14 protein-coding genes and 1 tRNA gene are annotated in these 14,552 nt (G+C 62.2%); 10 read left to right on the top strand and 5 right to left on the bottom strand.

Going from position 1 to position 14,552, the window contains the following annotated elements; all coding sequences use genetic code 11:
* Nucleotides 1–23 precede the first annotated feature (23 nt).
* Both CHB74_RS08635 and CHB74_RS08630 read right to left on the bottom strand, forming a co-directional pair.
* Nucleotides 24–1,679 (bottom strand): amidohydrolase, encoded by a 1,656-nt coding sequence (locus CHB74_RS08635; protein ID WP_179220775.1) that lies wholly within the window; start codon nt 1,677–1,679, stop codon nt 24–26.
* Nucleotides 1,679–2,668: an NAD(P)-dependent oxidoreductase gene (locus tag CHB74_RS08630; protein ID WP_281253531.1), complete on the bottom strand. Its 990-nt coding sequence runs from the start codon at nt 2,666–2,668 to the stop codon at nt 1,679–1,681. Before CHB74_RS08630 ends, CHB74_RS08635 begins: the two co-directional genes overlap by 1 nt.
* Between CHB74_RS08630 and CHB74_RS08625 the strand changes: the two genes are divergently transcribed.
* From CHB74_RS08625 to CHB74_RS08575, 10 genes are all read left to right on the top strand, one after another.
* Complete coding sequence (locus CHB74_RS08625; RefSeq protein WP_089219222.1) at nt 2,603–3,844, top strand: threonine ammonia-lyase; 1,242 nt, start codon at nt 2,603–2,605, stop codon at nt 3,842–3,844. The two genes, CHB74_RS08630 and CHB74_RS08625, sit on opposite strands and share 66 nt — an antisense overlap.
* 140 nt (nt 3,845–3,984) lie before the next feature.
* Nucleotides 3,985–4,743, top strand: a complete 759-nt coding sequence (locus tag CHB74_RS08620) for an arginyltransferase (protein ID WP_089219221.1) — start codon at nt 3,985–3,987, stop codon at nt 4,741–4,743.
* 488 nt (nt 4,744–5,231) lie between these two features.
* Complete coding sequence (locus CHB74_RS08615) at nt 5,232–6,536, top strand: tyrosine-type recombinase/integrase (protein WP_245842756.1); 1,305 nt, start codon at nt 5,232–5,234, stop codon at nt 6,534–6,536.
* Between the two features lie 490 nt (nt 6,537–7,026).
* On the top strand, nt 7,027–7,251 hold the full coding sequence (locus tag CHB74_RS08610) for a helix-turn-helix transcriptional regulator (RefSeq protein ID WP_089219219.1): 225 nt from the start codon (nt 7,027–7,029) through the stop codon (nt 7,249–7,251).
* Nucleotides 7,252–7,478: 227 nt separating this feature from the next.
* Complete coding sequence (locus tag CHB74_RS08605; RefSeq protein WP_089219218.1) at nt 7,479–8,720, top strand: AAA family ATPase; 1,242 nt, start codon at nt 7,479–7,481, stop codon at nt 8,718–8,720.
* Between the two features lie 272 nt (nt 8,721–8,992).
* Nucleotides 8,993–9,595 carry a hypothetical protein gene (locus CHB74_RS08600; protein WP_089219217.1) on the top strand — a complete coding sequence of 201 codons (603 nt, stop codon included), beginning with the start codon at nt 8,993–8,995 and terminating at the stop codon, nt 9,593–9,595.
* A 180-nt stretch (nt 9,596–9,775) separates the two neighbouring features.
* Nucleotides 9,776–10,477, top strand: a complete 702-nt coding sequence (locus CHB74_RS08595) for a hypothetical protein (RefSeq protein WP_089219216.1) — start codon at nt 9,776–9,778, stop codon at nt 10,475–10,477.
* Between the two features lie 155 nt (nt 10,478–10,632).
* Nucleotides 10,633–10,989: a hypothetical protein gene (locus CHB74_RS08590; protein ID WP_245842755.1), complete on the top strand. Its 357-nt coding sequence runs from the start codon at nt 10,633–10,635 to the stop codon at nt 10,987–10,989.
* 80 nt (nt 10,990–11,069) lie between these two features.
* Entirely contained in the window at nt 11,070–11,486 is a 417-nt protein-coding gene (locus CHB74_RS08585; RefSeq protein ID WP_089219214.1) for a hypothetical protein, read from the top strand.
* Nucleotides 11,487–11,816: 330 nt separating this feature from the next.
* Nucleotides 11,817–12,041 carry a hypothetical protein gene (locus tag CHB74_RS08575; protein ID WP_089219212.1) on the top strand — a complete coding sequence of 75 codons (225 nt, stop codon included), beginning with the start codon at nt 11,817–11,819 and terminating at the stop codon, nt 12,039–12,041.
* A 198-nt stretch (nt 12,042–12,239) separates the two neighbouring features.
* On the opposite strand, the gene CHB74_RS08570 is transcribed toward CHB74_RS08575, so the two are convergent.
* The 3 genes from CHB74_RS08570 to CHB74_RS08560 form a co-directional block, all read right to left on the bottom strand.
* Entirely contained in the window at nt 12,240–13,175 is a 936-nt protein-coding gene (locus CHB74_RS08570) for a DNA-methyltransferase (protein WP_218821409.1), read from the bottom strand.
* A gap of 112 nt (nt 13,176–13,287) precedes the next feature.
* On the bottom strand, nt 13,288–14,133 hold the full coding sequence (locus CHB74_RS08565; RefSeq protein WP_089219210.1) for an EcoRI family type II restriction endonuclease: 846 nt from the start codon (nt 14,131–14,133) through the stop codon (nt 13,288–13,290).
* 306 nt (nt 14,134–14,439) lie between these two features.
* A tRNA-Lys gene (locus tag CHB74_RS08560) sits at nt 14,440–14,515 on the bottom strand.
* Nucleotides 14,516–14,552: the final 37 nt, after the last annotated feature.

Raw genomic sequence — 14,552 nt, 5'->3', positions numbered from 1 at the left:
CGTACGCCCCCGCCTTTCCCTGGTTACTTGCGCACCCACACCCTTTTGCCGCCGATCCAGGTTTCCATGACGCGCGTGGCGCGCACCTCGGCCGGGGATGCGGCCATGATGTCGCGGTCGAGCAGCAGGAAATCGGCATAGCGGCCCGATTCGAGGCTGCCGATCCGGTCCTCCGCGAAACCGGCGAAAGCGGCATCGCGGGTGAAGGCGGCCAGCGCCTGCGGTGTCGTCAGCTTCTGTTCCGGCATCCAGCCGCCGGGCGGCTGGCCCGACGGATCCTCGCGGCTGATGGCCGCGGCAAGGCCCGCGAACGGATCGGGGCTTTCGACCGGAAAGTCAGAACCGAAGGCGAGCTTCGCGCCGGCCTTGAGCATCGATCCCCAGGCATAGGCGCCCGCCAGCCGCGCCGGGCCAAGCCGCGCTTCGGCCATCAGCCGGTCCGATGTCTGGTGCACGGGTTGCATCGACGCGATGATGCCGTGCTGGCCAAAGCGCGGCAGATCGGCCGGATCGACGATCTGGGCATGTTCGATCCGCCAGCGCCGATCGCCCTTATAGGTGCCGGCCAGTTCCCCGATCGCATCCAGCGCCTGCGCGTTGGCGGCATCGCCGATCGCGTGGATCGCGACCTGAAAGCCATCCATCGCCGCGCGGCTGCCGAGATTCTTGAGCTTGGCATCGTCGAGCAGCGCCAGCCCGCGCTGGCCCGGCGCATCGGCATAATCGGCCTTCAGCCACGCCCCGCGCGATCCCAGCGCGCCATCGTCGATCAGCTTGACGCCAACCATGCGCAGGCGCCCGTTATAGAGCCATGGCGTCGGCCCGGTGCCCGCGATCGAGATCAGCGGCGCGATGCCATAAGCATAGGAAATCACCCGCACGCGCAGGCGGCCCATATCGCCGGCGCGGCGCATCACCGCCCAGTCATCCGCCGTGGTGCCCATATCGGCCACCGCCGTGATGCCTTCGGCGATCAGCATGTCCTGCGCCTTGGCGAAAGCGAGATCGCGCTCGATCGCCTGTGGCGGCGGCACCGCCTTGTCGATCAGCGCCATGGCGGCATCGACAAACAGGCCGGTCGGCTTGCCGCCCGCCATTTCGATCCGCCCGCCGGCGGGTGCCACCGCCTTGGCGTTGATGCCGGCGAGCGCCAGCGCGGCGCTGTTGGCGACGCCGGCATGGCCATCCACCCGCATCAGCCAAACCGGCCGGTCGGCCACGGCGGCGTCCAGATCGGCGGCGGTGGGAAAGCGCGCCAGCCCCCAGCGTTCCTGATTCCAGCCCCGGCCGATCACCCAGCGCTGGTTGGGATTGTCGCGCGCCCACTGGCGGATCTTGTCCTGCGCCTCGGCCAGCGATCGCGTGTCCGACAGATCGAGCTGAAGCGCATTGAAGCCGAGGCCCATGACATGGCCATGGCCGTCGATCAGCCCGGGGATCATCGTGCGGCCCTGGCCATCAAGCCGGAAATCGAGTTTTTCCGGTCGCTTGTCCTTGCCCGCCAGCGTGCGGACGACCTTGCCCTCGCCGTCGATCAGCAGGCCGGTGAAGCGTTCGACCTCGCCGTCTTTGCCGACCGTATAGCCGTTGACATTGTCGACCAGCCCATCGGCCAGCGCCGCCGTGGCGAACAAGGCCGCCGCTGCCCCCGCGCCCAACAGGCGCACCCGCCGCGCGATCACCGCTTGATGCGCCGCACCAGCGCCGACAGATCCTGCCGGCCCGCGCCCATCGCCTGCACCTCGGCATAGAATTGATCGATCAGCGCGGCGGCGGGCAGCGAGGAGCCGTTGGCCCGCGCCTCTTCAAGCGCGAGGCCGAGATCCTTGCGCATCCAGTCCACCGCAAAGCCTTCGTCAAACTGTTCGGCTGCCATGCTTTTCCAGCGATTGACAAAATACCAGCTCGACGCGGCGCCGGCCGAAACCGCCTCGAACACCTTGTCGAGATCAAGCTCGGCCGCCTGCGCGAACCCCATCGCCTCGGCAATCGCCTGCATCGTGCCGGCGATGCAGATCTGGTTGACCATCTTGGTCTGCTGGCCCGCCCCCGGCCCGCCGACATGGACGATCCGCGCGGCATAGGCCTTCATCAGCGGCTCGGCGGCGGCAATCGCCTTTTCCGATCCCCCGCACATCACCGAAAGCTTGCCCGCTTCGGCACCCGCCTGCCCGCCCGAAACCGGGCCGTCGACGACGAGGAAGCCGCGATCCTTGCCTTCGACCGCAAGCTGCCGCGCGATCCGCGCCGAAGCGGTGGTGTGATCGACGAACAGCGCGCCCTTCTTCATCGTGCGGAAACAGCCGTCACCGCGCAGCGTCACCGCTTCCAGATCGGGATCGGCGCCGACGCAGGTGAACACCGCATCGGCATCCTCCGCCGCCGCCGCCGGAGTGGCGGCGGAACGCCCGCCATAAGCGGCGACCCACGCCTCCGCCTTGCTGGCGGTGCGGTTGTAAACGGTCACGTCATGCCCCGCATTGAGGAGATGACGGGCGATCGCGCGGCCCATGACGCCGAGGCCGATGAAAGTTACCTTTGCCATGGCCACGGCATAACCATGGTTTCGCCGATCCGCCAGATGGGCTAGAGCCGCGCGATCATGGCTACCGCAGCAAAGACCCCCGCCCCGCTCCCCGTCTCCATCGCTGATGTCGAGGCGGCGCACATGCGGATCGGGCCGAGCATCGTGCGGACGCCGACGCTGCTGAGCAAGACGCTGTCCGCCCTGACCGGGGCGAAGGTCTATCTGAAGTTCGAAAACCTGCAGTTCACGGCCGCCTACAAGGAACGCGGCGCGCTCAACAAGCTGCTCCAGCTCGACGATGCGGCGCGGTCGCGCGGCGTGATCGCGGCCTCCGCCGGCAACCATGCGCAGGGCCTTGCCTATCATGGCGCGCGGCTGGGCATCCCCGTCACCATCGTGATGCCCAAATCGACGCCGACGGTGAAGGTGTCGCAGACCGAGGGTCATGGCGCGACCGTGATCCTTTCGGGCGAACGTTTCGACGATGCCTATGCGCAGGCGCTGGTCGTGGCGGAGGAACGCGGGCTCACCTTCGTCCATCCGTTCGATGATCCCGCGATCATCGCCGGTCAGGGCACGGTGGCGCTGGAAATGCTGGCCGACGCGCCGGATATCGACACGCTGGCGGTGCCGATCGGCGGCGGCGGCCTGATTTCGGGCTGCGCGGTCGTCGCCAAGGCGCAGGCCACCCCGATCGAAGTGGTCGGCGTGCAGGCCGAACTCTTCCCGTCCATGTACAACCGGATCAACGGCGCGGACCTGCCGATCGGCGGCGACACGCTGGCCGAAGGCATCGCGGTGAAGGAACCGGGGTCGGTGACCTCGGCGATCATCCGCGAGATCGTCGACGATATGGTGCTGGTGTCCGAACGCGATCTCGAAAAGGCGCTGTCGCTCCTCCTCCAGATCGAAAAGACGGTGGTGGAAGGCGCCGGCGCGGCCGGGCTTGCCGCCCTGATTTCGAATCCCGCCCGCTTTGCCGGCCGCACCGTCGGCCTCGTCCTCACCGGCGGCAATATCGACACGCGCCTGCTCGCCAACGTGCTGCTGCGCGATCTCGCCCGGTCGGGCCGGCTCGCCCGCCTGCGCATCCGCCTGCAGGATCGGCCGGGCGCCCTGTTCCATGTCGCACGCATCTTCGATCAGGAAGCGGTGAACATTCTGGAGCTGGCGCACCAGCGCATCTTCACCAACCTGCCGGCCAAGGGCCTCAGCCTGGATGTCGAATGCGAGACGCGCGACAAGGCGCATCTGGAGCGACTCGTGGCCGCGCTGACGGCCGCCGGATATGAGGTGACGCCGGTCGAACTGGCCTGAGGAGTCAAGGGCTGCGGGCAAGCATCGCGGCCCTTAACCCTCTTTTCATGGTGAACGCCCTTTTCATATTTTCGGGCTAATTGCATACTCGGCCAAACGGGGTCGCCCATGGTGGGAACCCCAGGGGACTTGGCCAGGCCGTGAGCGCACCATTCCGTTTCCCGCGCTTCTTCGTCACGACACCGTCCCCCTGCCCGTATCTGCCGGGCAAGACGGAACGGAAGGTGTTTACCGAGCTTTCGGGGCCACATGCCACCGAGCTTAACGACGCGCTGGGCCGCATCGGCTTCCGCCGCAGCCAGAACGTCGCCTATCGGCCAAGCTGCGCCGATTGCTCGGCCTGCGTCTCGGTGCGAGTCGTCGCGACCGAGTTCAAGCCCAATGCCAGCCAGCGCAAGCTGATCCGCCGCAATGCCGATCTGTCGGTCACCGCGTGCAAGCCCTGGACGACCGAAGAACAGTTCGATCTGCTGCGCCGCTATCTTTCCGCCCGCCATCCGGGCGGCGGCATGGCCGAGATGGACGATCTCGATTTCGCCGACATGGTCGAACAGACCCCGGTCAACACCTATGTCATCGAATATCGCGATCCTGCCGGCAAGCTCGTCGGCGCATGCCTCAGCGACTATCAGGCCGATGGGCTGTCGATGATCTACAGCTTCTTCGATGCCGATCTGGCCGATCGCCCCAGCCTTGGCACCTACATCATCCTCGATCACATCACCCGCGCCGCCAAATCCGGCCTGCCCTTCGTCTATCTGGGCTATTGGGTGAAGGGATCGGCGCGGATGCAGTATAAGACGCGCTTCCAGCCGATGGAACGGCTGGGATCAGGCGGCTGGACCCGCTTCGACGCGGAGCCCGAACCGGCAATGATGCTCGATTCCCTACTGGGCTAGAACCACCGCGCAGGCCGCGTGGCGGCCGCGAGATCGCAACCTCGCACCTTACCCGACGGACTGTCGATGACCGCCGCGCCAGTGCGCTGCTCTCGCCCCTATGAGGCAATCGGTGGCAGTGGCGGCTGTCGACGGGCACCGCTGTGCGCCGCTGCGAAAGCCCAGTCGCGCCTCGAACAGCCAAGGGCGCGGCCTAGCCGAACGATCCGTGTCTATCGGGTGATTGCAAGCCTCTGCTGAGGGCCAGCTAGCGGCGCCGGAATTGACGCTGGGCATTGAAGGATGGTGGACGCACTAGGGCTCGAACCTAGGACCCGCTGATTAAGAGTTTGAATTATACGAGGTATAAGCAAGTTTGTGTTGGTATGCGAAGGTATGTAAGTATCTTGATATTAAACACATTTTAGCCCGTGGACGGTATGTGCAAGTTAGCGTAAGTATGTGCTGCGCTCTTACACTGGTCTTACACGAGGCTTGCCATGCCAAAAATGAAGCTCACGAAGACGAATATCGACCGGGTGCGGAAGCCCGGTGCCGGAACCATCATCTACGTTGACACCGAGACGAAGGGGTTCGGCCTGCGTGTCACTGCCTCAGGCGCTGCCAGCTTCATCGTGCAGGGCACGATTGCGGGGCAAGCCAAAGAGGCGCGGATCACCATCGGCAGCTACGGCGCGTGGACGGTCGATGACGCTCGCCGCCGCGCGGAGCAATACAAGCACCAGTTCGAGGACGGAATCGACCCGCGCGACGTGAAGAAGCAAGACGAGGCAATGCGGGTTTCGCTCGGTGCCGTCATGGAGGCATATACGTCGCGTCCCGGCAAACTGAAGCCCAGCACAGCAGCGGAATACAAGCGGCACGTCGAGAAGGTGTTTGCCGCGTGGAAGGACAAGCCCATCACCAGCATCACCCGCGACATGGTTCAGGAGCGCCACCGGGAAATTGTTGAAAATGGGCTGGAAGGGAAGAAGGCTGCGCCCGCCAGCGCCAACGCCGCGTTCGTCACGCTCCGTATCCTGATCAACTTTGCGATGGACGAATACCGCCGCCCTGACGGTGAACCGCTGATCGCGCACAACCCTGTTGGCGCGCTCAAGCATCACTGGGCGCCCACGGGGGACCGCACCGAACGCTATATCGACAAGCGGAAGGTGGGCGAGGTTTGGAACAAGCTGCAAGAGGAGCGGGCGGACCCGCGCAGCCGGGATGCGCTTGCGGGCATCGACCTCACTATCTTCCTTCTGCTCACTGGCGCTCGTCGTGATGAAGCTGCCGCGCTGACGTGGGACCGGGTGCATATTGATGACCACAACCCGTCCGATTGCCGCTGGCACCTGACCGAGCGGAAACGCGGCACGCCCATCTGGCTCCCGTTGTCGTCGCAGGCTGTGACGCTGCTCAAGCTGCGGATGCCCAAGCCCAAGGTGAATAAGGACGACCCGGAGCCAAGCAAGTTCGTGTTCCCCTCGTGGTCAAAGGCGGGGCGCATTATGGATGCTCGCGGTGCGATGGAGACGGTGAGTAAGGTGGCGGGGAAGCACCTGTCGCTCCACGACCTGCGGCGCACGTTCTCGAACATCGCCATGCGCGAATGCCGCGTTGAGAAGTTCAGGACCGACCTGCTCACGGGCCACAAGCCCAGCAAGGAGGACGTGACCGCCACTAACTACCTCGATCTCACCAACCTGACTTGGCTCCACCCGGAAGCACAGCAAATCGGCGACTGGATCGAGCAGCAGGCGGCGGTTGCCGCTGCTAAGAATGTGGTTCCCCTGCATCGCACCGCGTGATGCAGCGCGTTTCGCGGCTGCGCCGGGGTAGCAGGGGCGACAGCAGCGCGCCGCCGGGTAAGGGGCGGCAGCACGGCGATCGCCCCTGTGCAGGCCCCGCAGCGAAGGTCGGTCCCGCCAGCCAAAATCGCACCGTTCGGGCAAAATCGGTCAATCAGGCCACCCTCTCATAATCGCCCGACCCCGGCTTAGAGATCGAAAAAATTCGGCGCGGCTTGCCGAGCGATGCCCCCGGCATTTGATGTATAGTGTGTATAGTTCTACACATCTCGGCGGACCCTCAAACCATACACACCCTACATCAATGCGCAGCCAGCCACCGCCAGTAAAAAGTTGCTAGAACTGCGCAGATTATCAAACACTTTCCCAAATACTTGCTTATACTAGGGGCACTGTGCTGCTCCGATACTGGCGGGTGGCTCGGTAATCCTATCGGCTCCATGGTGGAGCGTTCACCCTGACGCTTGGTTACAGCGGATGGAGCCGATGAGTGACCACGCTTCTCAACAATGAAGCCGCTGCGGCGGCGCTGGGCATTTCACCCGTCACCCTGAAAATCTGGCGATGCAAGGGCAAGGGGCCGCGCTTCATCAAGCTGGGCAGTTCGCCGCGCGACCGCGTTGTCTATGACCCCGCCGAGATTGAGGCGTGGAAGGCTGCGCGCACATTTGCATCCACCAGCGCTGCGACCGTGAGCCACCCAGGCGATGCGTAAGGCACCAGCCGCGAAAAGCGGCCGGATGCCCCGAAACACCCGACCGCCTCATCCGAAAGTCCCCAATCCTCGTCGAAAGACCAGCGACATGCACAATTTACAGGGCCACGCCGAAGGTCCGCAACCCCGGCACCTTTTCGGTAAAAGTGCACTTCGGTTCAAAAAAGACCCGATGGATACGGGCGCGCCCAAAATCCCCCATTGCCCCCACCGGCGGGAGGCGCGTCATGGTTGACCCGGAAGACGGCCCAAACTGGCTGGACCAAGCTCTTGCCGCGATGGGTGCGCCGCGACATCAAGATGTAGCTGTTTCCACAGACGGCTTTGTCGCGACGGTTGCTGCCACCTTCCTTGATGAGATGGAGCGCCGCTCGGAAAAGGTGAACCCCCTTAAGCTGGACGGTCCTATTTCGCGTGACGAATGGCACAGCGCCAAGGGTAGGAAGCGCCCAATTGTTGACCAGTGGTTCTATGTCGATGTGGGAGTTTTCATCGCTCCCGGCGGCACGGGAAAGACCACACTGCTCCTGTTCCAAGCCATCTGCATTGTGTTGGGGTTGGACCTATTCGGCTACGAAGTTCGCAACGCAGGCCCTGTCGTCATTATTACGGCAGAGGACAGTCGCGAAACGCTGGTCGCCCGCCTGCGCTATATGTGCCACCAGCTTGGATTGACCGACGAGCAGATGCAGGAGGTGCGCGAGAGCGTCATCATCACAGACGTCTCGGGCAAGGGAATCAAGCTGACCACGGTTGAGAAGGACGTGGTGATGCCCAGCAAGGTGCTGGACAGACTGATCGTTGAGGTAGGGTTGCTCTGCCCATCGCTGCTCATCGTTGACCCGATGGTGTCATTCGGGGTGGGCGAAAGCCGCATCAACGATGCCGAGCAGGCCATGATTGATGCAGCGCGGCGGATTGTGAACACCGTGCAATGCGCCGTCCTCTATGTTCACCACACCGGCAAGGCCAACGCCCGCGACAAGACGACCGACCAGTATAGCGGACGCGGCGGGAGCGCGCTCGCTGACGGTGCCCGCATGGTGCATGTGCTACAGCGCCTCACCCCGGCAGAGTGGACGCAGGCGACCGGCGATAGTCTTGGCCCTGACGACAGCGGTTTCGTGCTGGCGCGTCCGAAGATGACATGGTGCCCACCACAGCCGGACATTTACATCAAGCGGAGGGGATATGGGTTCGAGCGTATTGCCGCCGTTGATCCCACCGAAGGCGCGGGAGCGATCACCCGCCAATACGCCGATAAGGTTGACCAGTTTTTGAGGGAGGAGTTTCTGAAGGGCAACAAGCACACGGGTAGGACATTGGCGGAACTGAAACTGATGCCGCGTCAAGCGTTGCGCAGTGCCATTGAACGGCTGATGACGGACGGGCGGCTTGTCAGTGAGGCAGTGACCACAGGCAGGGGTGGCGCACGGACATTCCTGCGTCCAATCGACCGACCGAACTAGTTTGGTGTTTTGGTGCGCTGTTGGTGCGCTTTGCTGCGCGGTGCGCACCAAGGGATAGGGGTGCGCAGCAGCGCGTTAGCTGCGCTGCAAGCTATACCCCTTAGGGGCAGCGCACCATCAAAAGGCAATTCAGTTCGCTTAATCGGGGCGGGTAACTGTTAGTTTGGTGCGCTGCCTATGCCAGCGTGGTCATGCAGGAACAATGATGTATAGTGTGTATAGTTTTAAGGGTCGAAACGCCTCATTAAACTATACGCACCATACATCGCGTCATGAGCGACAAAGAACCCGAATTCTTCTTGCCTCCGCGTGCCAAGCCGAAGCCCGGCTCGCTTGCCTTGAACCCGCGTCCGAAGAAACCGGAAGAACCTTGCTGGGATGGCATAGACGCCGTAACTCGTGCAGCATACGAGCAGCGCTTGGCCGAATATGAGGCGCGCATGGCGGACCCGGACTTTCGGGCGGCGATGGAAGCAATCACGGAAACGGCTCAAACCGCACTGCCGCCGTGGGGCGAGCCTTCTGAACGGCTCAAACCGAAGAAGCCCGACACGGCGAACCTTAAGAAGCTCAAGGCTGCTCGCAGGAAGGTGGCTGAATATAGCGCCGTGCTGCGCAGCGATGCATTTGATGATTGGGTTCGCCGCTGCACCGAAACGGCTGCGGAGCCGCGCGAATGGACCCGCGCCGCACTGCTCTACGAAAGCTACCTGCGCCACGCCCAGAAATATGGCACGAACCGATCTGACAAGCGGCTGGCAAAAGAGGAGCTGGCAACCGAAACCGCTTGGGGTAAGATGATGGGATCGCTGTTCGGCAAGAAACGTCGTCGGTCAGGCCAGTATTACCCCCTTAGGATAAAACAGGGCGCATAGCGTGCCGCGTCAGCGTGGTCATCACGCACAAATCACCGTGCCTCAAATGTGCAGTAAGGCGTTCCAAGAACTCTTTAACTATGGAACCATTTGTTATTGTTGTGAACATATTGCGGAACTACAGCGAGAATAGCTAACGTGTAAGGGCAGTGTATCTTTCATCAGAAAGTGTAGCCCATCATGTCCGATAATATTGACACCCGCGTCACCCCGTCTTTTCATCCTGAGACGGTGCAGGCGATTGCGGAATACGACGACGATACCTCAAGCATTCTTGCCGGGACCGTTTCCGCGTTCACTGAGGCGTATATTGCGGTCGGGCGCGTTCATGACGCCAGCGCCGCGTCCAAGACGAACCCTGCATGGAACGAAGCTGCCGCGCTCATTCACACAGCGGATTTTGCCGACAAGCTGACCTTGCAGCTTGCCAAGCGCTTCGACAGCGCCACCGCTGGCCTGTCTCGTGTGATTGAGGGGCTTGAGGCTGAACTGTCCCAGCCAATCGAGGGGCAGGGCGTTGGCGCGATGGCTGGCGAGATTCGGGCTTTCGTGCGCGGCATGAGCGATGGCGAGCGCATGGGTTTCATCCGCAAGGCGATTGAGGCTGGCGACAACCGAACGGTGGGCGCGTGCCTTGGCGGGCCTGCCTACCTGTCCGGTCTGACCCCGGAAATGCAGACGGCGCTTCTCCGCGTGCATCACGAGAAAGCCAATCCCCGGGCTGCCAAACAATTGCGAGCGGCGAAGGCGGGCCTCGAACTACTCGGCGAGCGCGGCGGTCTCGTGTTTGGCGAGATGGAAAAGGCGGTCGGGGCGAAGCAAGCAAAAGTGCAGAAACTTCGCGCAGCAAAGGCGGCGGCTGAAAAGTCGTTCGTCGTTTGATCCAATCAAATCGGGGTAGTTCAATGACAGCAGCAATTCAGCCCCCTTGGGGCAATGATTGGAAGCCTGCACCCCCCGCAGAAAAGCGCGGCCCTGGCAATCCGTCATGGACGCCCGGTTGCACCTCGCCCAACCCCAAGGGGCGACCGGCGGGCGTGCCTGATAAACGGCTGCTGGCCACACAAGCGGCGTTGGACGAAATGCGCAATATCGTTGCGATGCTCGTGGGGCGGGCGCTGGAAGGCGATACCAACGCCGCGTCCATTGTGCTGTCGAAGGTGCTGCCCTCGGTGAAGGCGCAGGCCGAGAAAGTCCAATTCGACCTCAACACCGATGCGCCAATCAGCGAGCAGGTGGCTCAAGTGCTGGACGCGATCGCTGCCGGTGCCATCGCTCCTGATGTGGGCCGGCTCATTATCGACAGCGTGGCGCGCCTCTCCGATGTGCGGGCGACCGAGGAACTGGCCGCTCGGATCGAGGCGCTTGAGGAGGCTCGCGATGCCCGAGCGTAAATTGGAATTATTTGGACAAAGTGTTCTTTGGGGCCGGATGCGACCGGCAGCACCGAAACTCCCATCATAGGGGCACCGGCATGACGATCATCAACACCGAACGGAACCGCGTCCACGCCCATGTCATTGGCGACGACGATGTGTTCGTGCGTATCTCGCTCTTGGGATATGACGAAGCTGGGGCGCGGGTAGTCCGCCACCTGCGATACGAACCCATCACGGAATATCAGGCAGCGGTGGATTGGGCTGTCAGCATGGCGGACGTGATGGCGCACCCCATCCATGTCGTGCCGCTCAACGGCGGTGACATGCGCGAGCCAAGTCGCTTCCTACCCATCTGTGAAGCGGTCGCCCGCATGACCGATCAGGAGCGCGGCGAGATGCGGCGCGGCATCGTGCAAAGCATGTGCGAGGTGATGCGCGATTGCGACGACTGGCGGGTGCGCGCCGACGCCTATGACATTCTGCGCCAACTGAAGGTGACATATGAAAGCTGACATTTCGCTGGCGGAGCGCCGCCGTATTGAACGGGAGCAGTGGGCAGAGATTCGCGCTATGCTGGCACCGCGGCATTTCGCAGCAATGCACGAGCAGATGGCGATTGACGCGGCACTGGCGCGGTTGGAGCTTGAAGCGCTTCTTGACGCTGCGCCTGCCATCAATGCCATTATGGCGGGTTTGCGCCCTGACGCTGTGGCCGTGCCTGCACCTGGGGTCACCGCCGAGCCTGAGTCAGCCCCTGCGCCAATGCCCGCGCTATCGGTTCGCCCCGGTGCGCCAGACCTTCCGTATGACCTTCGCTACCATCTCGGACTGCGATAACCATAATGGCAAGCATCCGCGCTCTTCAACGCCGCATCAAGCGGATAGAAGAAGCGGAGAAGCCGAGGCCGTCCCCGTTCACGCTCCTGTTCGGGTCGTTCGACGCATGGGTTGAACGCGAGGTGCTGCCCGGAATCCAGAGCGGGGCACTGGACCAGCGGGATATGGTGGCGGTCGTCGCAGCGCTGCGGGCATGGGAGGGCGACGGGACATGGCAGAATTTGAGATAGCGCGGAGGTTCTCCATCTCCTGCCGCGCCGGGGTCAAGGCCACCGACCCCCGTCATCAACATCGGGGCCAGTAGCGGGGACAGGTTCTTCTCCTGCCTGACGCTGCCAGCACCCTGCGCCTCCGGGCGTGGGGTGCTGCTATGCCCGGCATCTAACGTCCAATTTGAGGCTCGCCGCCCTTAAGTTATTGAAATAGTTTTACTCTGCTGCCTCAGCTACGGCGTTTGTAAGACCGGTGTAAGTGGCGTCGAGATTTTCGATCCCTTCGATCACCTCGTATTGGCGAACGCTGTTCAGCAGCCCCTCTGCGCGAAGGAAGTCTACCTGCTTGGCCATGTAGTCGCGGAAGACAGGGTCGGCGTCGGTGCAGATACTGTTCCGGCCCTCTTGGATCGCCACGCGAGCGGTCACGCCGCTGCCAGCGAAGAAGTCGAGGACCGTGGAACCGGGATATGACAGCGCGCGAACCAGCCGTTCGATGACAGCAGCTGGCTTCTGCGTCGGGTGGCCGACGCGCTCAAGCGAGTTGCCGTTGAGGCGACCTATGCGCCAGACGTTGGTCGGGTTGCGCCCCTTTTCCACAGATTCGGGATTTAGGCGTTTATCCTTCATGTAGGCCGCCTTGGTCGCCTCATCGTAGGGCTCACGCACGGCATCCAGATCGAAGAAATACTTTTTGGTCTTAGCGAACCACGCGATCTCCTCATGCCGATTGGCGAAGAACCGTTGGGCGCTCATTCCGTTCGGGTAGTTCCAGATGATGAGGTTCGCCAGCAGCATCTTGCTGTGCTCACGCATATGGGAAATGATGGAGAGCAGGTCGCCCGACCCAGCCTCACCCTGATATTGCAAGCCCCCGAAGATTGCGATGCTTCCAGTGGGGGACAATACGCGCTCAGCCTCAGCGAGCCACTCCTTCGCCCATGCTATGTAGTTGGCGTGGTCATCCCAATCGGCCAACAAGATGTTGTAGGGCGGGTCGCAGACGATGAGCTGCACCGAACCACTCGGAATCTTCGCCAATATGTCGAGGCAGTCACCGACCTCGTAAACGTGGGTCGTAGGTCCGGACAAGTCCGCTGCGACGAGCGCGTCCGAAGAGTGCTTCTGCCCGGCCTTGTTGAGCGCGTTCATCGCCCGGTGGCCCGCATTCCGGTGCGACCGATTTCCCATTCAGTTTGTCACTTTCGAGTTCGTGGTAGTCATTTTGGGAACATGCACTAGCTGGTCGCTGAAAGTCGAGTGTTCATGTCACGTTCTGCCCAAAATCTAAGTCGTTGGCGAGCACGCGAAGCGAGGTTCGCGCAACCTCCAACATGCGATCCGCCATTTCCTTAGCTTCCCAAGGATGCGCCTTACAGTAGAGCGAAGCGATCTGGAACATGTGGTCATGTTCGCCAGCACGAACGGTAATGTTCTCGCAGTAGTTCTGGTTGATCTCGCGCGACAGGCTGCTTGCAGTCAACCGATCGATGCGGTTGAGCAGGCCGGAATCGTGAACGACCCTAACCACACGACCGTCTGGGCGGGTAACGTCGAAAGATTCTGTGGCGAAGTTCGAGCCTTGCAGGAATACGACGTAGGGGAAATGCTTCTCGTCGAGCATGAAGTTGCGAAGTTCGAGAACATTCTTGTGCATACGCTCAATTGCGTTGCCCGCCGCCATAAAGTCCTGGTCTTTGTTCTTGCCTTGGAGAACGCCAGCGAGAATCTTCTCGACGTCATTCCCTTGGTGCTTGGACTCGCCGACCAACACCACACGCCACTTACCGTTTCGGTCCTTGACCTCGGTGATCCCGCCGTCAGGGCGGATGCTTGCGCTTTCGACGAACAGCGCCTGCCCAAGCCTAGGGTCGAACCCGCTAAGCTTGGCATTGATCTCCCGCTTGCTCAGGGAGGTGCGTAGCTGGAATTCGAGGTTCGGGAACTCCTCTGCTAGCTTAACGAGAACCCCGGCAGTCACCTCGCGGATGGACAGGTCGTGCTTTTGAGCGGCGGCGCCGAATATCGTCAGCGGCCCGCCGCCAAGCTCCTGCTGAATGCCTAACCTGAGTGCTTGACCCTTGCCTTTGAATTCTACCTCACCTGCCATTGACGCGCTTGCCCCGTTCCGATTCTACTCAGGAGCGAGGTATCAAATCGTGGCTGCGTGAGATAGCCAAGAGATCGAAGCCGAAGTGCAAAACGAGTAAAATTGCGCTCGGTAATTTTTGCCGGGTATCCGGGGTCGACCGTCGCGAAATCCCTACATACCCCCACCGGCACGCGCTTAGTCAGTGCGTGGGGCGGGGGTAGGGCGCACTCAGCGCGCTCTTACACTGCTCTTACACGATCCTCGCGGGTGACGTGTAAGACCCACCGCTGGGTGTAGTAAGTTACTGCATTTGCTTGGAAAAAGTGGTGGACGCACTAGGGCTCGAACCTAGGACCCGCTGATTAAGAGTCAGCTGCTCTACCAACTGAGCTATGCGTCCATGCCGTGGGGCTCATCACCCCGAAGCGAGGCGCGCC

Source organism: Edaphosphingomonas laterariae (assembly GCF_900188165.1).
GTDB classification, from domain to species: Bacteria; Pseudomonadota; Alphaproteobacteria; order Sphingomonadales; family Sphingomonadaceae; genus Sphingomonas_E; species Sphingomonas_E laterariae.
This window is presented reverse-complemented; position numbering and strand designations above follow the sequence as displayed.

Excerpts from the sequence above, each read along its gene's own strand:
- CHB74_RS08625 (WP_089219222.1), top strand. The coding sequence starts at position 2,603 with ATGGCTACCGCAGCAAAGACCCCCGCCCCGCTCCCCGTCTCCATCGCT.
- CHB74_RS08615 (WP_245842756.1), top strand. The coding sequence starts at position 5,232 with ATGAAGCTCACGAAGACGAATATCGACCGGGTGCGGAAGCCCGGTGCC.
- CHB74_RS08605 (WP_089219218.1), top strand. The coding sequence starts at position 7,479 with ATGGTTGACCCGGAAGACGGCCCAAACTGGCTGGACCAAGCTCTTGCC.
- CHB74_RS08600 (WP_089219217.1), top strand. The coding sequence starts at position 8,993 with ATGAGCGACAAAGAACCCGAATTCTTCTTGCCTCCGCGTGCCAAGCCG.
- CHB74_RS08595 (WP_089219216.1), top strand. The coding sequence starts at position 9,776 with ATGTCCGATAATATTGACACCCGCGTCACCCCGTCTTTTCATCCTGAG.
- CHB74_RS08585 (WP_089219214.1), top strand. The coding sequence starts at position 11,070 with ATGACGATCATCAACACCGAACGGAACCGCGTCCACGCCCATGTCATT.
- CHB74_RS08575 (WP_089219212.1), top strand. The coding sequence starts at position 11,817 with ATGGCAAGCATCCGCGCTCTTCAACGCCGCATCAAGCGGATAGAAGAA.
- CHB74_RS08570 (WP_218821409.1), bottom strand. The coding sequence starts at position 13,175 with ATGAACGCGCTCAACAAGGCCGGGCAGAAGCACTCTTCGGACGCGCTC.
- CHB74_RS08565 (WP_089219210.1), bottom strand. The coding sequence starts at position 14,133 with ATGGCAGGTGAGGTAGAATTCAAAGGCAAGGGTCAAGCACTCAGGTTA.